This is a genomic window from Methylocaldum sp. 14B, from assembly GCF_002005105.1.
In the GTDB taxonomy this organism is placed as follows: Bacteria; Pseudomonadota; Gammaproteobacteria; order Methylococcales; family Methylococcaceae; genus Methylocaldum.
In genome coordinates, this window is record NZ_MSCV01000047.1 from 20029 (window position 1) to 43019 (window position 22991).

Annotated in this window: 26 protein-coding genes and 1 other RNA gene; 19 read left to right on the plus strand and 8 right to left on the minus strand. The window is 56.1% G+C overall.

Annotation, left to right across the window (positions count from 1 at the left end):
* Nucleotides 1–6 precede the first annotated feature (6 nt).
* The 12 genes from mrdA to B2A78_RS24150 all read left to right on the plus strand — a co-directional run bounded on the left by mrdA (nucleotide 7) and on the right by B2A78_RS24150 (nucleotide 12479).
* Nucleotides 7–1851 carry a penicillin-binding protein 2 gene (gene mrdA / locus B2A78_RS24095; RefSeq protein ID WP_077732596.1) on the plus strand — a complete coding sequence of 615 codons (1845 nt, stop codon included), beginning with the start codon at nucleotides 7–9 and terminating at the stop codon, nucleotides 1849–1851.
* On the plus strand, nucleotides 1848–2984 hold the full coding sequence (gene rodA, locus B2A78_RS24100) for a rod shape-determining protein RodA (RefSeq protein WP_077732597.1): 1137 nt from the start codon (nucleotides 1848–1850) through the stop codon (nucleotides 2982–2984). The genes mrdA and rodA overlap by 4 nt, the downstream gene beginning before the upstream one ends.
* A 2-nt stretch (nucleotides 2985–2986) precedes the next feature.
* The gene (gene mltB / locus B2A78_RS24105) at nucleotides 2987–3988 is read left to right on the plus strand and encodes a lytic murein transglycosylase B (protein ID WP_077732598.1); all 1002 of its coding nucleotides are present in this window, start codon (nucleotides 2987–2989) and stop codon (nucleotides 3986–3988) included.
* A gap of 97 nt (nucleotides 3989–4085) precedes the next feature.
* Complete coding sequence (locus B2A78_RS24110) at nucleotides 4086–5231, plus strand: D-alanyl-D-alanine carboxypeptidase family protein (RefSeq protein ID WP_077732599.1); 1146 nt, start codon at nucleotides 4086–4088, stop codon at nucleotides 5229–5231.
* A gap of 19 nt (nucleotides 5232–5250) precedes the next feature.
* Nucleotides 5251–6099, plus strand: coding sequence for an aminotransferase class IV (locus tag B2A78_RS24115; RefSeq protein WP_077732600.1), 849 nt, complete (start codon nucleotides 5251–5253; stop codon nucleotides 6097–6099).
* Nucleotides 6096–6368 (plus strand): DUF493 domain-containing protein, encoded by a 273-nt coding sequence (locus B2A78_RS24120; RefSeq protein WP_077732601.1) that lies wholly within the window; start codon nucleotides 6096–6098, stop codon nucleotides 6366–6368. Before B2A78_RS24115 ends, B2A78_RS24120 begins: the two co-directional genes overlap by 4 nt.
* 191 nt (nucleotides 6369–6559) lie before the next feature.
* A complete protein-coding gene (gene mgtE, locus B2A78_RS24125) occupies nucleotides 6560–8002 on the plus strand; it encodes a magnesium transporter (protein WP_077732602.1) in 1443 nt (480 codons plus the stop codon).
* 10 nt (nucleotides 8003–8012) lie between these two features.
* Nucleotides 8013–8660 carry a lipoyl(octanoyl) transferase LipB gene (gene lipB / locus B2A78_RS24130; protein ID WP_077732603.1) on the plus strand — a complete coding sequence of 216 codons (648 nt, stop codon included), beginning with the start codon at nucleotides 8013–8015 and terminating at the stop codon, nucleotides 8658–8660.
* The gene (gene lipA / locus B2A78_RS24135) at nucleotides 8653–9630 is read left to right on the plus strand and encodes a lipoyl synthase (protein WP_168175541.1); all 978 of its coding nucleotides are present in this window, start codon (nucleotides 8653–8655) and stop codon (nucleotides 9628–9630) included. The genes lipB and lipA overlap by 8 nt, the downstream gene beginning before the upstream one ends.
* Nucleotides 9631–9658: 28 nt before the next feature.
* A complete protein-coding gene (locus B2A78_RS24140) occupies nucleotides 9659–10870 on the plus strand; it encodes a carboxynorspermidine decarboxylase (protein WP_143735302.1) in 1212 nt (403 codons plus the stop codon).
* Nucleotides 10871–10917: 47 nt separating this feature from the next.
* Entirely contained in the window at nucleotides 10918–11487 is a 570-nt protein-coding gene (locus B2A78_RS24145; protein WP_077732604.1) for a C40 family peptidase, read from the plus strand.
* Entirely contained in the window at nucleotides 11484–12479 is a 996-nt protein-coding gene (locus B2A78_RS24150) for a zinc-dependent alcohol dehydrogenase family protein (protein WP_077732605.1), read from the plus strand. Before B2A78_RS24145 ends, B2A78_RS24150 begins: the two co-directional genes overlap by 4 nt.
* A 64-nt stretch (nucleotides 12480–12543) precedes the next feature.
* Here the strand turns inward: B2A78_RS24150 and rpiA are convergent, their stop codons facing one another.
* On the minus strand, nucleotides 12544–13200 hold the full coding sequence (gene rpiA / locus B2A78_RS24155) for a ribose-5-phosphate isomerase RpiA (RefSeq protein ID WP_077732606.1): 657 nt from the start codon (nucleotides 13198–13200) through the stop codon (nucleotides 12544–12546).
* 122 nt (nucleotides 13201–13322) lie between these two features.
* Here rpiA and ilvA point away from each other — a divergent pair, with 122 nt between their 5' ends.
* Nucleotides 13323–14852 (plus strand): threonine ammonia-lyase, biosynthetic, encoded by a 1530-nt coding sequence (gene ilvA, locus B2A78_RS24160; protein ID WP_077732607.1) that lies wholly within the window; start codon nucleotides 13323–13325, stop codon nucleotides 14850–14852.
* A gap of 524 nt (nucleotides 14853–15376) precedes the next feature.
* On the opposite strand, the gene B2A78_RS24165 is transcribed toward ilvA, so the two are convergent.
* A complete protein-coding gene (locus tag B2A78_RS24165; RefSeq protein ID WP_077732608.1) occupies nucleotides 15377–15835 on the minus strand; it encodes an EVE domain-containing protein in 459 nt (152 codons plus the stop codon).
* A 135-nt stretch (nucleotides 15836–15970) separates the two neighbouring features.
* On the opposite strand from B2A78_RS24165, the gene B2A78_RS26960 reads away from it, so the two are divergent.
* A complete protein-coding gene (locus B2A78_RS26960; protein WP_276205425.1) occupies nucleotides 15971–16102 on the plus strand; it encodes a hypothetical protein in 132 nt (43 codons plus the stop codon).
* Nucleotides 16103–16123: 21 nt separating this feature from the next.
* The gene (locus B2A78_RS24175; protein ID WP_077732610.1) at nucleotides 16124–16693 is read left to right on the plus strand and encodes a Uma2 family endonuclease; all 570 of its coding nucleotides are present in this window, start codon (nucleotides 16124–16126) and stop codon (nucleotides 16691–16693) included.
* Nucleotides 16694–16749: 56 nt separating this feature from the next.
* Here the strand turns inward: B2A78_RS24175 and B2A78_RS24180 are convergent, their stop codons facing one another.
* From B2A78_RS24180 to B2A78_RS24195, 4 genes are all read right to left on the minus strand, one after another.
* Nucleotides 16750–17352, minus strand: coding sequence for a 5-formyltetrahydrofolate cyclo-ligase (locus tag B2A78_RS24180; RefSeq protein ID WP_077732611.1), 603 nt, complete (start codon nucleotides 17350–17352; stop codon nucleotides 16750–16752).
* Between the two features lie 80 nt (nucleotides 17353–17432).
* Nucleotides 17433–17618, minus strand: a non-coding RNA gene (gene ssrS / locus B2A78_RS24185) — 6S RNA.
* Nucleotides 17619–17679: 61 nt separating this feature from the next.
* Nucleotides 17680–17982, minus strand: a complete 303-nt coding sequence (locus B2A78_RS24190) for a cell division protein ZapA (protein WP_240502661.1) — start codon at nucleotides 17980–17982, stop codon at nucleotides 17680–17682.
* Entirely contained in the window at nucleotides 17979–18191 is a 213-nt protein-coding gene (locus B2A78_RS24195; RefSeq protein ID WP_205780892.1) for a TIGR02449 family protein, read from the minus strand. Before B2A78_RS24195 ends, B2A78_RS24190 begins: the two co-directional genes overlap by 4 nt.
* Nucleotides 18192–18306: 115 nt before the next feature.
* Between B2A78_RS24195 and B2A78_RS24200 the strand changes: the two genes are divergently transcribed.
* Genes B2A78_RS24200 through ubiH form a run of 3 tightly spaced genes read left to right on the plus strand, consistent with a single transcriptional unit; the run spans nucleotide 18307 to nucleotide 21359 of the window.
* Entirely contained in the window at nucleotides 18307–18843 is a 537-nt protein-coding gene (locus tag B2A78_RS24200; RefSeq protein WP_077732614.1) for a UPF0149 family protein, read from the plus strand.
* Between the two features lie 12 nt (nucleotides 18844–18855).
* On the plus strand, nucleotides 18856–20172 hold the full coding sequence (gene pepP, locus B2A78_RS24205) for a Xaa-Pro aminopeptidase (protein ID WP_077732615.1): 1317 nt from the start codon (nucleotides 18856–18858) through the stop codon (nucleotides 20170–20172).
* Nucleotides 20169–21359: a 2-octaprenyl-6-methoxyphenyl hydroxylase gene (gene ubiH / locus B2A78_RS24210; protein ID WP_077732616.1), complete on the plus strand. Its 1191-nt coding sequence runs from the start codon at nucleotides 20169–20171 to the stop codon at nucleotides 21357–21359. The genes pepP and ubiH overlap by 4 nt, the downstream gene beginning before the upstream one ends.
* A 14-nt stretch (nucleotides 21360–21373) precedes the next feature.
* On the opposite strand, the gene B2A78_RS24215 is transcribed toward ubiH, so the two are convergent.
* Nucleotides 21374–21772 (minus strand): hypothetical protein, encoded by a 399-nt coding sequence (locus tag B2A78_RS24215; protein ID WP_139841035.1) that lies wholly within the window; start codon nucleotides 21770–21772, stop codon nucleotides 21374–21376.
* 138 nt (nucleotides 21773–21910) lie between these two features.
* On the opposite strand from B2A78_RS24215, the gene B2A78_RS24220 reads away from it, so the two are divergent.
* Complete coding sequence (locus tag B2A78_RS24220; protein ID WP_077732618.1) at nucleotides 21911–22357, plus strand: hypothetical protein; 447 nt, start codon at nucleotides 21911–21913, stop codon at nucleotides 22355–22357.
* 49 nt (nucleotides 22358–22406) lie between these two features.
* Here B2A78_RS24220 and B2A78_RS24225 read toward each other — a convergent pair.
* The coding region (locus tag B2A78_RS24225; protein ID WP_240502662.1) for an SAM-dependent methyltransferase at nucleotides 22407–22991 on the minus strand (585 nt) is incomplete at its 5' end.

Here is a 22991-nt window from a genome sequence, read left to right on the forward strand (position 1 = left end):
ATCGCTATGAGCCGCCCCTTCGACCTCAAAGGCAAGTTTTACGAGAACCGACTGTTTCTCAACCGCATCGCCGCCAGCGTGCTATTCATGCTGCTGGCTACCGCGGGACTTGTAATTCGCCTGATTTATCTCCAGGTGATGGGGCACGAGCACTACACGACCTTATCGCGAGACAATCAGGTCAAGATATCTCCATTAGCGCCGTCCCGCGGCTTGATTCTCGACCGTAATGGCGAAGTTCTGGCAGACAATACGGCCACTTATAGTTTGGAAATCATTCCCGAGCAGGTTCCGGATCTGAACGCCACCTTAGCCGAACTCAAGAACCTGCTCAATCTGAGCGACGAAGATATAAGCCGATTCAAAGCTCAAAAAAGCCAACGAAAAAGTTTCGAAAGCGTACCCTTGCGCCTGGAATTGACAGAGGAAGAAATTGCCCGCTTCGCTGTCAAGATGCCTTATTTCCCCGGCGTCGAAATCCGAACTCGGTTCATGCGCAGTTACCCTTACGGCCATTTGACATCCCATGTCGTAGGCTACGTAGCTCGCATTAACGAAGCTGAGCTCCGATCACTGGATCCGGCACAATACCGCGGAACCTACCATATCGGAAAGAGCGGCATCGAAAAGGCCTACGAATCCGTTTTGCATGGCAAGACTGGCTACGAGGAATACGAGACCAACGTCCAGGGCCGCGCTATCCAGGTGCTGAACACCACTGATCCCGTAGCGGGAGCCGATCTTTATCTTTCGCTGGACATCCGATTGCAGAAAACCGCGTTCGATGCGCTCGGCGAGTATGACGGATCGGTGGTCGCCCTAGATCCTGCTACCGGCAGAGTATTGGTATTAGTTAGTAAACCAGGCTTCGATCCTAATCCGTTTATCCACGGCATCCGCAAAGAAGACTACGATATCCTTCAGAATGCACCGGAGCGGCCGCTATACGACCGGGCACTGCGGGGCGCGTATCCCCCGGGCTCGACGATTAAGCCGTTCGTGAGCTTGGCGGGTTTAAAAATCCTGGACATAAGTCCGGCAAGACGAGTGCTTTGCCCCGGTTATTACCGCCTTCCCAACGCGGACCACAAGTACCGGGACTGGCGCAAGCAAGGACACGGCTCAGTGGATCTCAAATCGGCCATCACCCAATCCTGCGACGTTTTCTTCTACGACCTCGCCCACCATATCGGCATCGACCAGCTACATGATTTCATGCAGCTATTCGGCTTCGGGGAGCGAACCGGAATCGATCTCGTCGGCGAAAAATCAGGCCTCTTTCCTTCGAAGGAATGGAAGAAAAAAAAGCGCAAGCAAGTATGGTATCCCGGCGAGACGGTCATCGCGGGCATTGGACAGGGCTATGTCCAAGTTACGCCTGTCCAACTAGCCAGAGCCACGGCGGTACTCGCCAGTCGAGGGCGAAACGTGGAACCTCGGGTCGTGGACACCATGAAAGCTCCGTACGAGATCCAAAACCCCTACCCTAAGAGCGGTGACGAATTTGTCGCCGATCTCAGACCCGAGCACTGGCGTACGGTGATTGATGCTATGGTCGATGTGGTCCATAGCCAACGGGGTACAGCCAAAGGAATAGCCCACGGGCTTTCATATACCGTCGCCGGCAAAACCGGGACCGCACAGGTGTTCACCGTGAGGCAAGACCAAGAATACAAGAACTTGAAGATTACCAAGGCTATGCGCGATCATGCCTGGTTCATAGCCTTCGCGCCGGCGGAAGCGCCTCGCATCGCGATCGCCGTACTTGCCGAAAACGGTGGGCATGGCGGGTCCGTCGCTGCCCCGATCGCCCGCGCCATCATGGATCAGTATCTACTGGAAAACCCATGAACATAGACCCTGTTCTCGCTCAACTCCGGATCACGCCGCCTCAGCACGTTTCGCCGCTGCAAAAGTTCCATATCGACGTGCCGCTGTTGGCCGGACTGGGAGGATTGTGCACTCTCGCCTTCATCATCCTTTATAGCTCCGGCGGCCAAGATATAAACGTACTCTTACGTCAGTCGGCGCGCCTCGGGCTGGCGATGGCCATCATGATCGCCATCGCGCAAATTCACCCGCGTCACTTCAAGTTTTATAGTCCGGTTCTTTATCTGCTCGGAGCACTGCTTCTGACAGCCGTTCTGGTGATGGGCAAGATAAGCATGGGCGCCCAACGCTGGCTAGACCTCGGAATCATTCGCTTTCAACCATCCGAACTGACCAAGTTGTCCACCCCCATGATGATCGCCTGGTATTTGTCCGGAAATACATCTCCGCTACGATTGAAGCAATTGGTTCTTGCCGGTGTATTGGTTCTGATTCCCACGGCGCTGATCGCCAAGCAGCCGGACCTCGGCACGGCTGTATTGGTAGCCAGCGCCGGCTCCGCCGTGGTGTTCCTCGCGGGAATCCCGTGGCGCTACATACTGGCCCTTGCAATTTTGGGTGGAAGCTTGCTACCTGTAGGCTGGCACTTTATGCACGGCTATCAGCGGGATCGGGTTTTGACATTCCTGAACCCGGAAGGGGACCCTTTAGGACGCGGTTATCACATTATTCAATCCAAAATCGCGATCGGTTCCGGCGGCATCTACGGCAAAGGATGGCTACACGGCACGCAGGCGCACCTGGAATTTCTGCCGGAGCGCTCCACCGATTTCATTTTTGCGGTGTTCGCCGAGGAGTTCGGATTGGTCGGCTGCTTGGGCCTTTTGGGGCTTTATTTGTTTGTTCTCGGGCGTTGTTTTTACATCGTGGTCCAGGCGCAGGACAACTATAGCCGACTCCTGGCCGGGGCGCTGACCGTGACTTTCTTTGTATATGTATTCGTCAACATCGGCATGGTGATCGGCATTCTCCCTGTGGTGGGAGTACCCCTGCCCTTGATCAGCTACGGCGGCACGTCAATGGTGACCCTGCTCGCCGGGTTCGGTATGCTAATGTCCGTCCAGACCCATCGTAAACTCCTGCCGAACGGATGATTATGAGATCCCTCAGTCTCATTTTGCTCATTGCTTCTCTTTATGGCTTTTCTTCACTCGGGAAGGCTGCGGAAAGTCTGCCGCAGCGACCGGACGTCCGAACTTTCATTCGGGATATGAGCCGCAAACATCACTTCAGCGCCTCAGAACTCAACAAGATATTCCAGGACGTGACCATCCAGGAAAAGATTCTCGAAGCCATGGCCAAACCATATGAAGCCAAGCCTTGGCATGTCTACCGCAAGCTGTTTCTCACCGAGAAACGCATACAAAGCGGGGTCGACTTCTGGGGCAAGAACGCTGCCGCTTTGAAGGCCACGGCCAGTAAATACGGCGTTCCCGCCGAGGTGATCGTCGCCATTATCGGAATCGAAACCAGCTACGGCCAGTCGCCGGGCAAGTACCGGGTGATCGACGCACTTTCAACTCTGGCCTTTGCCTATCCGAAACGGGCCGAGTTTTTCCGGCGCGAGTTAGAAGAGTTCCTGGTGTTATGCCGGGAAGAACACATGAATCCCGGCAGTCCCACGGGATCCTACGCGGGCGCGATGGGTATGCCGCAGTTCATGCCGAGCAGCTATCGGAGATATGCCGCCGATGGCGACGGCGATCAACGACGCGACATCTGGAACAATCCGGCCGACGCCATTGCCAGTGTCGCCCGTTATTTCTCCGTTCATGGATGGCAGTCGGGCGAGCCGGTAGCCTTCCCCGCTTCGGTGAACGGCGCTGTACACGAGCGGCTGGCAAACGGCAACCTAAAACCGAGCCGAACCTTGCAGGAATGGCTTTCGCTTGGCGTCATCGATTCCAGCGCGTCCTTGCCCGCCAACGTCAAGGCTGCTCTGGTCAAACTCGATGAAGAAACGGGGCCTGTCTATTGGCTGGGGCTTCACAATTTTTACGTCATCACCCGCTACAACCATAGCCCGCTATACGCGATGGCCGCCTACGAACTGAGTCGTGAATTGGTTTCTCGCCGTAGCGCCGGTAGTTCGTCCTGACCCAAAGACTCCAATGCCTTATCCGGCGGCCCCGGAACGCCGCATGCCCGTGTTACAATGCGGCGCCGATTTTTAACCTGACCGAAAGCAGAAAGCCGTGAAAATAAAATTACCCAGCTTGCTTTTCCTTTTCGCCTTGCTCGGATTTTACCGTCTCAGCCTCGCCGATCAGGTTTTGATCCCGGCGCCCCCCGAAATCGGCGCCAAGGCTTATATTCTGGCGGATTTCAACAGCGGACGCGTGCTCGCCGAGAGCAATGCGGATGAACGCCTCGAGCCTGCCAGCCTGACCAAGATCATGACCGCCTACGTGGTATTCCGGGAATTGGCCGCAGGCCATCTAAAATTGGATGACATGGTCATGGTGAGTGAAAAAGCCTGGCGCACCGAAGGATCGCGCATGTTCGCCCAGGTCGGCGCCCAGATTCCGGTCGAAATGCTGCTCAAGGGCATGATCGTTCAGTCCGGAAATGACGCTAGCGTGGCCTTGGCCGAACATATTGCCGGCGACGAAGCCGTGTTCGCTCAGATGATGAACCAACAGGCCGAACGGCTGGGTATGAAGAACACCCATTACAAGAACAGCATGGGCTTGCCGGATCCCGAGCATTATACGACCGCTCGCGATTTGGTTATTCTCACTCGTGCCATGATCGACGAATTCCCCGAGTTCTATAAATGGCACGCCATCAAGGAATTTGAATTCAACGGCATCAAGCAGCATAACCGCAACCGCCTATTATGGCGCGACCCGACCGTTGACGGCGTGAAAACCGGACATACCGAGGGCGCGGGATTCTGTTTGGTGACATCCGCGGTAAGAGAAGACATGAGACTGATCTCCGTAGTCTTGGGCACCAAAAGCGATAATGATCGAGCCAATGCCAACCAGGCTCTGCTCAATTACGGCTACCGTTTCTTCGAAACTCGGCCGATCTACAAAGCCAACGAAAAATTATCCGAAACCCGAGTGTGGAAGGGCGAAGACACCGAACTGGCTTTGGGTCTCAACCGTGATTTCTACGTCACGTTCCCGCGCGGCCAGTACCAAAATCTCAAAGCTGGCATAGAAGTCAACGGCATGGTCGTCGCTCCGGTGAAACAAGGCGACAAACTCGGCATGGTAAAAGTGACATTCAATGATCAGACCGTCGGCCAACAGGATCTGGTGGCCCTAAAAGTCGTCAACCAAGGCGGATTTTTCCGTCGAACGTTCGACCAAGCCCGATTGTTCTTCAAATAATCACGGGGAGCCGGCTTAAATGGCACAAAACGACTGCCTCGTCTATTTGAACGGGGACTATTTACCACCGAACAACGCCAAGGTATCCGTTTTGGACCGCGGCTTTCTATTCGGCGACGGCGTTTACGAAGTCATTCCCGTCTACGGGGGACGTCCGTTCCGGCTGGACGAACATTTGCGCCGGCTAGATAACAGCCTGCGCGGCATTCGGATGACGAATCCCCTTTCGGATAGTCAATGGGCGGACATATTCGACCGTCTTATTGCCGGGGCGCATGATCAATATCTCTATCTACAAGTCACGCGCGGAGTCGCGCCAAAACGGGACCATGCCATCCCGGCGGACGTCAATCCGACCGTATTCGTCATGTGCTCGCCTATCGCGCCTATTCCCACCAGCGGAGTATGCGCCGTCACCATGGACGATATCCGCTGGCAGTGGTGCCATATCAAAGCCATCACGCTGCTCGCTAATGTGCTGTTGCGGCAAGAGGCCGTGGATCGCGGCGCAGCGGAAGCCATCCTGGTCCGTGACGGATGGGTCACCGAAGGCGCCGCGAGCAATGTATTCGCGGTTGTCGACGGTATCCTGGTGACCCCCCCCAAGGGCAACGACCTCTTGCCTGGGATCACCCGCGATCTGGTGTTGGAACTGGCACTGGAAAACAACGTGCCTGCGGTCGAACAGCGCATCCGTTTGGATGATTTGAAGCGTGCTTCAGAAATTTGGCTGACCAGTTCGACCCGGGAGATTCTCCCCGTCATCGAACTCGATGGCGTACCCGTCGGCGGCGGTGAACCAGGGCCCCTTTGGTCGCGAATGCAAGCCATTTACCAAGCATATAAACAGAGGTTACGCACGGCATGAATACCGAAACTCCCGCTGCGCTGCTCCAGTTCCCTTGCGACTTTCCGATCAAGGCGTTCGGCCACAGCCGACCGGACTTCGACGGGTTGATTGCCGAAATTGTGCGCCGTCACGCTCCGAACCTAACCGAAGACGCCGTGACCGCTCGTCCCAGCCAAGGAGGGAGGTTCACGGCAGTCACCGTGACTATCCGGGCCGAAAGCAAAGCGCAACTGGATGCCATTTATCAGGATCTGACCCATTGCACCGAGGTCATCATGGCTCTGTGAGATGTAAAGCTACTACGCAACAGCCCGATGGCTGCGTTGCGCGGTGCTCGGACAGTCCGGGCAAGAGCCTGCCGCAACCTAATATTTAATATTTGAGAGGAATCTCGCCTTATGCAATAACCGATCTGCTCGACTTCGCCCACCTCGCATTGTCCTTCCGAACCCGCTTAGCAGCACCGACCGAGCGTTTCATGGCCGAACCGAATACCACTCCTCCCGAAGAAACACTCAAGCATCATCTGGAAGAGGTCATCACGCTCCTAAACAAACAGAAGCTCGAGGAGACCATTCTCCAACAGCGCGCGATGCCCCGCCACGACTTGGTGGAAACCCTGCTGCACAAGCGCCATCAGGCGGCACTGAAACAAAAGCTAGACCAACTCCATGCAGCAGACATCGCCTACATTCTTGAAGCGCTGCCTCTGGAACAGCGGCTGTTGGTCTGGAACCTGGTCAAGTCCGAACTCGACGGACAGATCCTGCTCGACGTGTCCGACGCCGTGCGCGAAACGCTCATTTCCGATATGGACACGGATGAGCTGTTATCCGCCACGGGACAGCTTGAAACGGACGAAATCGCCGATCTTGCACCGGACTTGCCGGAAGAAGTCTTGCAGGAACTTCTGGAGAAACTGAACGATCAGAACCGAAAACGTCTGCAATCGGTGCTGTCGCACGAAGAGGACACCGTGGCAGCCCTAATGGATTTCGGCATGGTCACGATACGGGAAGATATCAGCCTGGGCGTGGTGTTGCGCTATCTCAGACGTCGCGGCGATCTGCCCGAACACACCGACAAGCTGTTCGTGGTCGATGAGCACAATGTATTGAAGGGTGTGCTGCCTCTGAAACGCCTGCTCACCACCTCTCCCGAAAAGCCGGTCTCGGAAATCATGAGCAAGGACGTGGTGTCCTTTCATCTCGATGACGACGCCGAAGAGGCGGCCCGAGCCTTCGAGCGCTACGATCTCCTGTCGGCACCGGTGGTGGATCGCGAGGGAAAGCTGCAGGGGCGTATCGGCGTAGACGCCATCGTCGATTATATTCGCCGAAAATCGGACGAAGAGATGCTGTCCCAGGCCGGCCTGTTGGAAGAAGAGGACATTTTCTCCGGCGTCTGGAAAAGCGCACAAAACCGTTGGTTCTGGCTGGCAATCAATCTCGTCACGGCTTTCATCAGCACCCGGGTAATCGGCCTTTTCGAGGACACTATCGTCAAGGTGGTCGCTTTGGCTTCGCTCATGCCCATCGTCGCCGGCATCGGGGGCAACACAGGCAATCAAACCAGCATGATGATCGTCCGCTCCATCGCCCTCGGGGTGATCAATCCCTCGAATGTGAAGCGGCTGGTTTTCAAGGAACTGGCCATCGGTTTCCTCAACGGAGCAGTATGGGGTTCCGTGCTGGGCTTGATCGCCTATCTGCTTTACCGTGACGTCGAGCTCGGACTGGTCATGATGGGCGCCACCTTGCTAAATCTATTGGTGGCGGCGATCATGGGGATCGCCGTGCCTCTGGTGCGCGACCGGTTGGGGCTCGATCCCGCGGTCGGCACCAGCGTACTGCTGACTGCCATGACGGACGGCATGGGCTTTTTCATCTTTCTGGGTCTCGCGACACTGGTTCTCCTGTAACACCTCTCCCATGAGCGACACAACCGAAGTCCTGCACCTGCGCAATCTGGGCCTTACAGAGTACGAAACCACTTGGCGCGCCATGCAAGACTTCACCGAGCAGCGCGACGAGGACACGCCGGATGAGCTGTGGCTATTGGAACATCATCCGGTCTATACCCTAGGGCTGAATGGAGATGTCCGGCACATGATTCGAACGACGGACATTCCCGTAGTGAAAACCGACCGCGGCGGGCAGATCACCTACCACGGCCCCGGCCAACTGATCGCTTATGTGCTGGTCGATCTTCGACGGAAAAACCTGGGAATTAGGCGCTTGGTCAGCACCCTGGAAAACGCGGTGATCGGCCTGCTCAAGCAGTATGGCATCACGGCCGAGGCGCGGCGAGACGCACCCGGCGTCTACGTCGACGGACGTAAAATTGCGTCGCTAGGTCTGCGCGTGCGCAAAGGTTGTAGCTATCATGGTCTAAGTCTTAACGTGAGTTCGGATCTGTCGCCGTTTTCGGCCATCAACCCATGCGGCTATGCAGGTCTCGAAGTCACCAGTCTGACCGCGCTCGATGTGGCGATTCAACCCCACGAGGCGGCCGCTCCATTGACTGTGGAAATCATGCAAACTTTGAATTACGAGCGAGTGGTCCCTATCCGTGGCTGACAAAGATTCCTATTTGGCCCCCTCCAGGCTGAGCCCCGACACCCATCAACGCAAAGCCGACAAGCTGAAGCGTATCCCGATCAAGGTGATTCCAAACGAGTCCCCTTTGCGCAAGCCTGCCTGGATACGCGTCAAGGCGGCGAGCGGCGAGAGCGTGAATCGGATCAAGCAGATCCTGCGCGAACAGAATCTCCATACGGTCTGCGAAGAAGCCGCTTGCCCGAATCTGTCGGAGTGCTTTGGCCACGGCACGGCCACGTTCATGATCCTGGGCGATATCTGTACCCGCCGCTGCCCATTCTGCGACGTGGCCCATGGCCGTCCTTCGGAGCCGGACCCCAACGAACCCGAACACCTCGCGGAGGTCGTTCGGCAGCTAAGGCTCCGATACGTCGTCATCACCTCTGTAGACCGGGACGACCTTCGCGACGGCGGCGCCGGTCATTTCGCCGCCTGCATCCAAGCCGTCCGCCATCGGAATAAGGACATCAAAATCGAGATACTGGTGCCGGACTTTCGCGGCCGGATCGATGCCGCGCTCGATCGATTGGCAGCGACGCCCCCCGATGTCTTCAACCACAATCTCGAAACCGTACCACGCCTCTACCGACAAGCACGCCCCGGCGCGGATTACCATGTATCTCTCAACTTGCTGGCCCGCTTCAAGCAGATTCATCCGGAAGTGCCCACCAAGTCGGGATTGATGCTGGGCTTGGGCGAAACGCTCGATGAAGTGAAACAAGTCATGGCGGACTTGCGCGAACACGGCTGCGATATGCTGACCGTCGGCCAATACCTGCAACCGAGCCGCGACCACTTGCCGGTAGCCCGCTACGCGACGCCCGAGGAATTCGAACACCTCGCCGAAACCGGCCGAAATCTCGGCTTCTCCGCGGTCGCCAGCGCGCCGATGGTGCGCTCGTCCTATCATGCCGATCTGCAGGCATCTACTGTGCTGGAAGATTATTAAGCCGTAACCCGCTTCTTCCCGCAGCACCTTGGATATCGAGCGCCTCAAAAATGCCCTGCCGGAAACCCCGGCCTTCGTCTACGACGAAGCGCGGGTCATTCAAATGCTTGACCTCCTGGATCGAGTACGCGAAACCTCCGGCTTACGTGTCTTGTACTCGATCAAGGCATTTCCTTTCGCCGGGGCACTGCGCCTGATTCAGCCCAGAATCGACGGTTTTTCGGTCAGCTCTCTGTTCGAAGCCCGCCTGGCCTCCGAAATTGTCGAAACGAGCGGTCATCCGCCTCAGAAGAGCTCTCTGCATATCACCACCCCGGGCCTCAGAACAAGCGAAATCGAAGAAGTCGCCGCGCACTGCGATTTCATCAGCTTCAATTCTCTGGAGCAGTTCGAACGGCTCGGACCATGCGTGGCCGGGCGGGCGAGCATCGGGCTGCGTGTCAATCCGCAGCTTTCGTTCCTCGCCGATGGCCGCTACGATCCTTGCCGGCCGCACTCGAAATTGGGCATTCCTGTCGATAATCTCGCCAGCATTCTGGATCGGAATCCGTCTTTAATGAGCCGTATTGCCGGACTCCATTTTCATACTTCGTTCGAATCGCGCTCCTTCGCTCCCCTGAAGTCAACTCTCGACCGGATCGAAAACGTGCTCGGCGGGTTTATGAACAGGCTCGAATGGATCAATCTGGGCGGCGGCTATCTCTTCGAAAATGGCGATGATCTGAACGAACTGTCCGAGTTGGTCGCAGCCTTGAAACGGCGGCGCGACGTCGAGATCTATTTCGAACCGGGCAAAGCCGTCGTCGGTCGCGCCGGTTATCTCGTCGCTAGCGTTGTCGACCGATTCGAGCGGGGCGGCAAATTCATTGCCGTCCTGGATACGGGCGTAAACCACCTTCCGGAGGTCTTCGAATATCAGAAGGTCCCTCCGGTTGCTGAACATCGGCCGGATGGGGCATTCGAATGCCTGCTCGTCGGCAGCACCTGCCTGGCCGGCGATGTCTTCGGCGAATATCGATTTCGCGAACCATTGAGAGTCGGCGACCGTGTGGTCTTTCCCGATGTGGGAGCTTACAGCCTGATCAAGGCCAACCGCTTCAACGGTTACGATTTGCCCGTGATTTTCGCATCCGATCGTTACGGCCGACTCAAGGCAATGAAGCGTTTCGGGTACGAAGACTATCGAAACCAATGGATGGCCTCCGAACCCGATCTTGCCGCCAATCGCAGCCGAGACTAAATTTAAGGCAACTTCGCCAGCCCGAATCAAACACCCGGAGCCAACAGATGGAGTCGGCTATCTATCAACTTTTCCGCAAACCCATCGTTTCGCAACTGCTCGCACTAGCCGCCGTCTCGGTTCTGCTCGCTGGATGCGCCGGGACACGGGAAGTCAAGCGGACGGTCCATTTTCCCGCTTCGAACGAAGTGGCACGTTACGCCCTCAGCTTGCAAGGAGCACCCTATCGCTACGGTGCCGAATCGCCGCGGGAAGGATTCGATTGCAGCGGCTTCGTCAAATACGTCTATGAAAAATACGGCGTTCGCCTGCCGCGAACCGCTTATCAAATGGCTGCTGCGACCCCGCGTGTCGACAGCAGGAACCGACAGCCCGGCGACTTGGTCTTCTTCAATACGACCGGACAGCCATTCTCCCATGTCGGGATTTATATCGGTAACGATACATTCGTACATTCCAGCAGCGTGAAAGGGAAAGTGATCGTCTCCAGTCTTGAACGTCCTTATTGGTTGGAGCGCTTTTTGGGCGTACGCAGACCTTACCGCCCGAACGGTGCGTCAGTCGCCGCTAGTGCCGAGAGACACGAACTTAATCATCACAGGGTAGGAAAGCCATGAAAGCGATCTTGATGACGCAACCGGGACTGCCGGATTTGCTCGAACTGCGGGATATCGAAGAACCAGGTATTACCGAGCCCAGCCAAATCAAAGTCCGGCTCAGGGCGGCCGGTATCAATCCGGTCGACACCAAAATACGGCGAAATGGTCTTTTTTACCCAAATCCCTTACCGGCGGTGCTCGGCTGCGACGGTGCCGGAGAAGTGGTCGAAATCGGCGGAGCCGTAAGCCGATTCAACATCGGCGACTCGGTATGGTTCTGCCATGGCGGACTGGGCGGCGACCAGGGCAATTATGCCGAGTACACCGTGTTGGACGAGCGCTGGGCCGCTCCCATGCCGCAATCGCTCGATTTCGAACACGCCGCCGCAGCGCCCTTGGTATTGATTACCGCTTGGGGCGCCCTTTACGACCGCGGACGGCTACAAGCCGGCCAAACCGTTCTGATTCACGCCGCAGCGGGCGGCGTCGGTCATGTGGCGGTCCAACTGGCAAAACTCCGCGATGCGCGGGTGCTCGCCACCGTCGGTTCGGCGGAGAAAGCCGAACTCGCCAAGAACTGGGGCGCGGATGCGGCGATCGATTACCGACAGGAAGACTTCGCACAGCGCGTAAACGAGCTGACCGACGGACAGGGCGCGGATCTGGTGATCGACACGGTCGGACCCGATGTGTTCAGACATAGCATCGACTGCACCGCCCATTTCGGCGATCTGGTCACGCTGCTGGACCCGGGCAACATCTCTTTGCAAGAAGCGCGGATGCGCAATCTCCGGATAGGCTTCGAGCTGATGCTGACCCCGATGCTGCGCAACCTGCATGAAGCCCGCGATCACCACGTGGAAATTCTGCAGCAATGCGGCGAATGGATAGACCAAGGCGTGTTGGACATTCATGTCAGCCAGGTATTGCCGCTGGAAAAAGCCGCCGCCGCTCACGCCCTGATCGAGACGGGGCATGCCACCGGGAAAATTGTCTTGAAGATATCGTAGGGCGGGTTAGCCCTGAGCGTAGCAGTAGCGAAGGCGAAGGGCGTAACCCGCCAAAACAAGATGGCTAATCCAACTTTCTAACGCCGCTTTCGCTGCCGAGAAGAACGATGTCCGCGCCGCGCAAAGCGAAAAGGCCGACGGTCACGACACCGGGGATGTTGTTGATCTCCCGCTCCATCTCCACCGGATTCAGGATGTTCAGATTGTGCACATCGAGAATCTGGTTGCCGTTATCGGTGATATAGTTCTCGCGCCACTGCGGCTGCCCACCCAACTTTACGAGCTGACGGGCCACATAGCTCCGGGCCATAGGGATGACTTCCACGGGCAGCGGAAACTTGCCCAGGACATCCACACATTTGCTCTCGTCCACGATACAGACGAATTTACGACTGGCCGCCGCGATGATTTTTTCCCGGGTCAAGGCTCCGCCGCCGCCCTTGACCATCTGTTTGTGAGGATTGACCTCGTCGGCTCCATCGACGTACACCTCCAATGAGCCCACGGCATTTAAATCCAGAACCGGTATGCCGATTTTCTTGAGCTTAACGGTGCTCGTCTCCGAGCTCGATACGGCACCTTCGATATCCTGTTTGAAATCGGCCAGCAAATCGATGAAATGATTGACCGTCGATCCTGTGCCGATGCCTAGCACCGACACGCCCTTTACATAGTCTAGGGCGGCTTCCGCCACTTTCTTCTTAAGCTCGTCTTGGGTCATTTTCGTCGCTCCATCATGTGGTTACTTGAAAATTGCGGGATAATAGCGTGATCATGCCGGCGCTGTCATGCTTCATAGCGGTCCCGGCCGCGTTTCTCACTTGTATCTTTTAAGACTAAAAAATGATTCATAAGTATATCGAGCGCATTTTGCGCGCCCGAGTTTACGATGTTGCTTCGGAAACTCCCCTAGACTTCGCGCCGGGGCTGACGCGCCGCTTCGACAACTCGGTTTACATCAAGCGCGAAGACCTTCAGCCGGTCTTTTCCTTTAAACTTCGAGGCGCTTACAACAAGATCGTTTCACTGGATGATGCAGCAAAACGGGCCGGCGTAATCGCAGCCTCGGCCGGCAATCATGCTCAGGGCGTTGCGCTCTCGGCCCAGCGACTGGGCATCCGGGCGGTCATCGTGATGCCCTGCACCACGCCGGCCATCAAAGTGCGGGCGGTGCAGAATTTCGGGGCGGAAACCGTTTTGTTCGGCGATTCGTACGACGAAGCGTACGAGCACGCTATGAGTCTTGCCGAAGAGCAAAAATTGAGCTTCGTCCACCCCTATGACGATCCCGAGGTTATTGCCGGCCAAGGCACCATCGGCATGGAAATTCTGAGGCAGCACACGGGCGACATTCACGCCATCTTCATCCCGGTGGGGGGCGGCGGATTGATCGCGGGCGTGGCGACTTACGTGAAGTTTGTTCGCCCGGATATCAAGATCATCGGCGTCGAACCGGACGATGCGGATTGCTTGAATCGGGCGTTGAAGGCAAAACGCCGGGTCATCCTGAGACAAGTCGGACTGTTCGCCGATGGCGTCGCCGTCCGGCAAATCGGCAAGGAACCGTTCCACGTCGCACATCAATACGTGGATGACGTCGTTACGGTCGATACGGATGAGATCTGCGCGGCCATCAAAGATATCTTCGACGATACCCGATCGGTCGCCGAGCCCGCGGGCGCTTTGGGTGTTGCCGGCTTGAAAAAATACGCATCGATGACCGGGGTGCGGGATCAGTGCCTGATCGCCATTGAAAGCGGGGCCAATATCAATTTCGACCGGCTGCGCCATGTGGCGGAGCGTGCCCAGGTTGGCGAACACCAGGAAATGCTCCTGGCGGTAACGATTCCGGAAAAGCCCGGCAGCTTTCTCGAATTTTGCCGCGTTCTAGGTCGGCGCAGCATTACCGAATTCAACTACCGCTATTTCGACGACAATGCCGCCCATATCTTCGCGGGCGTGGCGATCGCCAACGGCAGCCGGGACAGCGAGGAACTGATCGCACAACTGCGCGAACACGGCTTCACGGTTACCAATATGACCGGCAACGAATTGGCGGTGGAGCACATCCGCTACATGGTGGGAGGCCATGCACCGCGCCTGTTGGACGAAACCGTATACAGCTTCGAGTTTCCCGAACGCCCCGGCGCGCTTTTGAAATTTTTATCTTTTATGGGCGGACGTTGGAACATCAGCCTGTTCCATTACCGGAACCACGGTGCTGCATTCGGGCGGGTGCTGATGGGAATTCAGGTACCGAAGACGGAACGGCGAGCCTTCAAGGAATTTCTCGACGCCATCGGCTTCGCCTATCGGGAGGAGACGGACAACCCGGCCTATCGACTGTTCGCAGGCGGAAACGCGACCTCTTGATTTCCTTTGCTTCACCGCAACATGGTGGCAAGATCGAAGAGATAGCCCGAACGCCTCATCATTTTTCGGCTTTCGCGTCTTCACGGCAAAAGAAAGTTACATTAAACAGCTCTGCTCGCTGGGATTGGACAACCGTGTATTCGTACCCGAGCTTGAGAGCGTTGCGCGAACTGGTGCCGTTTCCCCGGGGTGCCTTTTCGCTTGGGTCGACGGGAATCTCAATTCGGTCGATTTCTATGCCGAATGGGAACTACCGGGCCGGGAGGTACCGGAAAAAATCTATTACTCCGAATTTCTTCACACCGACCGCATCGTCGAGGTATTCCACGATCTGGCATATGTTCGGCGCTGCAGCCGGTCATTCGGCAGAAACGGACGATCAGGCTTTCCAGAGCGATTACCTCAAGCACGATTTCTATCATCTGATTTCTCGTCCCGCCCAGACACACCATTGTTTTCGGGTACGGCTGGAGAAGACGGCAAGCCATATCATATCCCGGCACAAAGGCATCCAGTGGGAGTGTTTATTCCAGCGACAAAATATACGTCCACTGCGCCTCGGTAACCGGCATGACGGACAGCCGGTTGCCGCGGCGAACGAGCGCCAGACCGTCGAGTTCCGGCCGGTCTTTTAGTTCGCTTAAAGTGATAGTGCGTTTGAGCTTGCGGACGAACTGCACATCCACCATAAACCACCGCGGATCATCCGGCTTGCTGCCGGGATCGTAATGCTTGTTATCGGCGTCAAACGCGGTGAAATCCGGATAGGCTTCACGCGAAATTTTCGCGATGCCGACGATGCCCGGCGTATCGCAATTAGAATGGTAAAAAAACACCAGGTCCCCCACTTTCATTTCATCGCGCATCATATTTCGCGCCTGATAATTGCGCACGCCGTCCCAGTGCTCGATCTGATGAGGCCGTTTCTCCAGGTCGTCGATGCTGAACTCCGAAGGTTCGGATTTCATCAACCAGTAACGCATCTGTCTTCCCCCCGCGAAAAGTAATTTCTCAATAACGTTATTAACTACAGCATGTTAGCGGAAGTGGCCGTCTTAAAACATCCTGACGCGGCAGCAAAAACCCCATTGTTCACGCGAAAAAGAGATCTGTGGAAAATGGCTGCTGTAGTCCGCCAGCATGGTCCGACGCTGCTCGAATTTCCGTCCCAGCGGCCCGTCGAACATTGGGAGGCCGATACAGCGGGGACTCAACTGTTGGTCGAGCCGGTGGATAATGACTATGTTTGACGTAAAGAACGGAGGTAACTGATGTCCGCCGTAATTCAGGAATCGAGCCCGTATGAGCGCTTGCTGGCGCTGCCGGAAAATCTGGTCGGAGAAATCATCGGCCGAGAACTGTACACCCAGCCCGGCCGAGCCGGGCCTCATGCTTCAGTCGCCCCTGTGCTCGGGATCGATATCGGTTCAGCCTATCATCGCGGCCGGGGCGGTCCGGGCGGTTGGTGGATCATCGATGAGCCGGAATTCCATTTCGTCCGCGATACCGAAGTGCTGGTCCCCGATATCGCCGGTTGGCGCCGCGAGCGCATGTCGAGCTTGCCGGAAGACCATCGCTTCGAGGTGGTTCCGGACTGGGTGTGCGAAATCCTTTCGCCGACGCCCCAGAAAAAGGATAGGGTCACAAAAACGAGAGCTTACGCGCGCTACGGCGTAGCGTTTTTGTGGCTTGTTGATCCCCTGGCGCGGATTTCGGAAACCTATGCCTTGGCCGACGGGCAGTGGACCGTAACCGGCTTATACCAGGACCACGACGAAGTTTCCGCTGCACCCTTCGAGGCCGTCACGATCGCCCTCAGCGACCTGTGGGCCGGTTCCTGACCACCTCTTTTCGTCCCGCCTCCAGCGCGTCAGCCGCTGCCACATTGCACTTTATCTTAACGACAGAGGTCGTCGAACAGGTAATAAGCCTCTTCGGTAATCACGCCATTCAGCGGCACATCCCAAGGCTGCGCCGGTATTTGGTCCCATTTCTGGCATTCGAACGCCAGGCCGATGAGAATCGGCGTGCGCGGTTGATTTGCATTCTTAAGATAAGCGAACGTACGGTCGTAATAGCCGCCGCCCATACCGATGCGGTTACCGAAAAGATCGAAAGCCACCAGGGGAACGAACGCCATATCCAGCATCCACGGCTCAGTAATCGTATCTTCCCCGATAGACGGCTCGGGAATCCGAAATTTATTCGGAGTCAACGCCGTGCCCGGCCCGTAATGCCCGAACCATAGCGAACGCTGGGGCGACGAACGGAGAATCGGTAGGTAACACGCTTTGCCACATGCCCACAAGCTCTCGATAATAGCCTGGGTTTCGACCTCGCCGTCGTTACTGAGATAAGCCGCGACATGCTGGCCGCGTTCGGCAATCGGCGATGTAATGAAGCGTTCCGCGATGCGGAGACTCTTCTTACTAGCCAATACGAGCGGCATGCTTTGTCGAAGAGCTCGACTCTGGCGCCGGATATCCGCCGGAAGATTCATTCAGATAGATCGGATGAAACTGGCGAGTGCATATTCGCACATCCAGCAAAGGGAGTTCCTCTAGAACGAGGAGAAGTGAAGTATTCCCCGCCTGCGCCGTAAACCGCTTTCGCCCTTGAACCGGAAGGTTCAGGTGGGAGCGTAGGAACGGCGAATTAGGCTTTCCGCTCGGAGCGGACTTGCGCACATCGCTCGTTCGATGGTTCCCGGGGTTTTAGATTAGGCTCAAGAAGTAACCCAGCTGCTTTCGCACGCCGCAGGGAATACGTGAATCAAATTCTACTAGGTCGACAAATTGATGCAATACGTATCAGCGCCGAAACAGCTTTAATCCGTATCCAGGGCTGCGTCTAGCCTTTCGTGCAGCGACGAAAAGCGATCCCGCAAATCCTGCGATAACAATTTGTTCTGCTGTTGCGCTTGTAATAGCTCATGCGCGATATTCAGCGCTGCCATCACGGCAATGCGTTCGGTGCCGATCACGCGGCCGGTACCGCGTATTTGACGCATTTTTTCATCCAAATAACGTGCTGCAATCAAAAGATCGTGCTGTTGGTCTTCAGGGCAGGAAATAGGATATTCCTTGCCGAGGATCTGAACTTTAATCGGCGGATTCATTTCGCTCATCATTCGTGTCCTATGGATTTCAGGCGGGAAATCATCGCTTCAACGCGACTCTTCGCCATCTCGGTTTTATCGGATAGTTGCACCCGCTCTCGCATCCATTCGTCTAACGTGGACTTCAGCACCTGATTTTCATCACGTAGCCTTTCGCACATGGCGGCCAGTGAATCGATCTTATTTTCCAATCGTACTAGCTCGGCATCCAAATCAAACATATCGGCTATCATGATTTTGGAGCCTTAAAGATGGGGTTAAACTTCGGTGCTAGCTTTCGATCCGGCTATTCGAAGTGTTAGCATAAAGAATTAGAGCAGGGTCGACAAGGCTGGAATGAGCAACGATTTATCCTATCAGAATGTCCAGGACGTCGTCCTGAACAACGACTCGGCGGCTAGCGCAGCCGAAGTGCATGGGGTGCTATCGGGATTGCTGTGCCTGAACAGCCAGACCGATTGCGATCAGTGGCTGGAAGCCGTTTTCGGCGAAAGCAGGACCAACCTTAACCCGGCGGAACATGCCTTGCTTTCGGCGCTGTGCGAGACGACTCGGCATCAATTGGACGATTTCGACTTTTCGTTCGAGTTGCTGCTGCCGGATGACACGCTCCCCCTGAGTGACCGCGCCAATGCTTTGGGAGAATGGTGCCAAGGCTTCTTATACGGCCTCGGTTATCGGTCGGATGGCGCCGACTGGCCGGGAGAAAGCACCGAAGTCCTCCACGACCTTCTGGAAATCTCCCGCCTGAGTCCGGATTCCGCCGGAGAGTCGGACGAAGTGGCTTATGCCGAGATCACGGAATATGTCCGCATCGGCGTACAGTTGATCCGTACCGAATTGCAACAGCAACCGCCCTCGCGACTTCACTGATATTGCAAACTCATGCTTCAACCGAGCGAATTCAAACAGCGCCGTAAACAGCTAGCGCGCCGTATCAAGAAGAAAAGCGTAGCTCTGATCGCGAGTGCGTCTGCGAGCGTACGCAACCGGGATGTGGAATATCCGTATCGTCAAGACAGCGATTTTCATTATCTGACCGGATTCGACGAACCCGAAGCGGTGGCCGTCTTCGCCCCCGGCCGAAAACAAGGGGAGTACATTCTTTTTTGTCGCGAATTCGATCGTGAAAAAGCGATCTGGACCGGAAGGCATGCCGGGCTCGAGGGCGCTCGCAACGCATTCGGAGCGGACGAAGCATTCCCCATTGATGAACTGGACAAGGTTTTGCCCGGCCTTCTGGAAAATCGCGAGCGGGTTTATTTCCCCATCGGGCACGATCCGAAGATCGATCGTCAGGTGTTTTCCGCGGTAAACAACGTGCGGGCGAGAGTCCGTACCGGTGTACGTGCGCCGTTCGAATTCGTATCTCTGGAGCATCTGCTTCATGAGCAGCGCCTGATCAAAACGTCGCATGAAATCCAATTGATGCAGAAGGCCGCCGAGGTTTCGGTACGCGCTCATAAACGCGCGATGTCAGTCTGTAAACCGGGAAAGTACGAATATGAAATCGAAGCCGAGTTGCTCTACGAATTCACCCGGCATGGCATGCGAGCGCCTGCCTATCCTTGCATCGTCGCAGGAGGACACAACGCTTGCGTACTCCATTACACCGAAAACAAGGACGTACTGAAGGACGGCGACCTTCTTCTGATCGACGCCGGGGCAGAGTATGAAAACTATGCTGCTGACATCACCCGTACTTTTCCCATCAATGGAAGATTCAGCGAAAGTCAGCGACTCCTTTACGACTTGGTTCTGGAGGCCCAACTCGACGCTATCGAGCAGGTGCGTGCTGGCAACCGCTGGAATGCGCCTCACGATGCTGCCGTACACACCTTGACCAAAGGGCTGGTCAAGCTGGGTTTGTTGGAAGGGCGTGTTTCGAAGCTGATCAAGGACGAAGCCTACAAGAAGTTCTATATGCATCGAACCGGCCACTGGCTGGGCATGGACGTGCATGATGTCGGGGAATACCGGAGCGATGGCGAATGGCGTTCGCTGGAGCCCGGAATGGTATTGACGGTGGAACCCGGCCTTTATGTCGCGCCGGACTGCCATGACGTAGATCCCAAATGGCGCGGCATCGGCATCCGAATCGAAGATGATGTTTTGGTCACCAAAGACGGTTGTGAAATCCTCACGGCCGGACTGCCCAAAACGGCAGCGGAAATCGAAGCATTCATGGCGAATCCCGAATGAACCACGATTTCGATCTATTGATCGTGGGCGGCGGACTGGTCGGAGGTAGTCTCGCTCTGGCCCTGCGGGACGCGCCGCTTCGCGTGGGAATCGTCGAAGCGCTGACGGAAACCCAACGACAGGCCCTGACGGCCGGCGATCGCGCCTTGGCCCTAGCGCGAGGCACGGTCCAAATTCTCGACCGGCTCGGCGTATGGCAAGACGTGGCGCCCAAAGCCATGCCCATCCGTCATATCCATGTCTCCGATCGCGGCCGTTTCGGAAAAACGCGGCTGCATGCTCTTGAAAAAGGAGTCGACGCGCTGGGCCATGTCATCGTCGCCCGAACGCTGGAGGATCGCATTGCTCGGGAACTGCGCGGACTCGATGCGGAGCTGATATGCCCGGCGAGGGTCATCGGTCTCAAAGCAGGCCCGAATGGCGTGTGCGTCACCCTCAAGAAAGGCGAGGAGTGCCTCAATCTCACGGCCGCTCTGGTGGTTGCCGCCGACGGCGGAAATTCCACAGTGAGAAGGCTCCTGGGAATAGAACAAAACGTCCGGGACTATGGACAGACGGCGATCGTGACTGAAGTCAGCACGGAGGCAGATGTGAACTTCACGGCTTACGAGCGTTTCACGACCGCCGGCCCGTTGGCCCTGCTGCCCTTGGAGCGCAAAAAATGCTCGGTGGTCTGGACGATGAAGGATCAGGAGGCCGACGAACTCTTGAGTGAATCCGACGCGAACTTCACCGCAAACTTGCAGTCGGCATTCGGTTATTGGCTAGGGAAAATTCAACTGGCATCGCGACGGCAAGGTTTTCCGCTCAAGCTGATCCGGGCAGAGAAGATGGCGGACGACCGTGTCCTCTTGATCGGCAACGCGATGCATCAGGTTCACCCCGTTGCCGGTCAAGGCTTCAACTTAGGTCTCCGTGATGCGGCATCCCTGGCGGAGCGATTGCTCACCAAACTGGCGTTCAACGAAGATATCGGCGAAAAAGCGTTCCTCGATCGTTACGCCCGAGCCCGGCAGAGAGATCTGGCCAATACGATCCATTTTACCGACGGCCTGATACGGGCGTTCTGCACCGATTTTCCACCCTTCGCCTTGGCGCGTAATGCCGCCATGATCGCCCTGGATTGCTTCCCGCCGGCGAAGCGCTTGCTGGCTCGTCACGCGATGGGATATGGCTTTAGATTTTGAACGCTTGAATCACGCTATTCGAATTTTGGAAAAGAACTATCCAATAGCCACTGCTTTTTTTCGACGTCAAAATGCCATTTTTGCTCGTCGGTCAGACTTTTTTCCACGAGCCGCTCATTATCGATATAGCGAATCTCGACGGTTTGCAGCACGATTGTCCCCTCGTTCTGCACCTTCCGGAATACTGAATCGTAGCCGGTAACTTTTATATTTTTGAGCGCCTTGAAATCAGGCGCCCGTTTCTGTTTGTCGGTCTGAAAATCCCAGGCTTTTTGGAAAGCTCCCCATCGAATAGCTGAACCATAGCTGTTCAGTGCCTCCTCCATTTTCATCACCCTCATGTCGTGGGCGCATGCTACAAGCGCAAAACTTAAACCGATCCATATTGTCCTGAAAACGCGATCTCGAGCCATAGAAGTACCCCAAATTAATAAATGATAAAAAGGCGCGAGGCAGGACTTTGACTTCGGCGTGACGCTGCGAGAGCTTTTGACATCAATGTTGCAGCGAGATTATATAATGTTCGCCCCCAATACTTTCGGAGATAAACAATGAAAATACTAGCCGGTCTTTTTCTGGCATTGCTTGCCGTCATTTACTTTCTGCCCGCGTTTATGTCGCGGTCCGACGAAATCAACGGGACCTCGCGGGAAGCGGTTTATAAATCGGCAATCCAAGTCAAACGCTACCTCAATACGGACGAACGCGTTTTGTTCGATACCGCCTTGGGAATTTTAGACAAAATCAAATCGGAAGAAGGACCGGATGCCTTCGTCAACACCGTGGACGGAAAGACACCCGACGAAGTCATCGAAATGGCGAAGCAAGAGGTCAACACCAAGATTGCAGCCGGCCATCCCGATTTCAAGCAATACACCTCGTGGGACGATATGATTCAGAAGCTGACCAATGGTAATGGAAGGAAGCCGTCCGCTCGTCCCAATGCCTCTTCCGATCACTCCTTACGCGACTCCGAGCGTCCGGATCGTCCTCAATAAATCGGCTCAAAGATCGACCTCCACTCACAGTTTCGCTAGACACGGCTAGTCAATCGGTCTTACGCCACTCTTCAGTCAATCGGAGCGCCGTCCGGTAAACCGTTTCCCGACGCGCTCCGGTGATCTTTACGGTCAAGGACACTGCCGTCTTGACCGAACAGTCCTCGAGCAGAATCCGCAATACTCGTTCCTCATCCACGGTAAGCCCTTCCGTCCTGCCGAGATCGGGCGCGCCTTCCAGTACCAGGACGAATTCCCCTTTTTCCATATTCGGATCGCTTTCGAGGAGCGAGAGCGCCTCGCCGACCCGTGTATCCACTATCGTTTCGAATAGCTTGGTCAACTCTCGGGCAATGACCAATCGCCGATCAGACGGAAAAATCGCCGTGATGTCCGCTACACTTTCGAACACGCGATGACTGGATTCGTAAAAAATCAGCGTTCTCGAATCATTCCGCAGGACCTCCAGGCTGGCCTTGCGCGCCGACGATTTTCGCGGCAGAAATCCCTCGAAGGCAAAACGGTCGGCGGGGAGGCCGGACGCCGAAAGGGCTGCGATGAGAGCACATGGCCCCGGAATCGGAACGACGCGAATACCTGCGGCCCGAACCGCCCGCACCAGGGGAAATCCGGG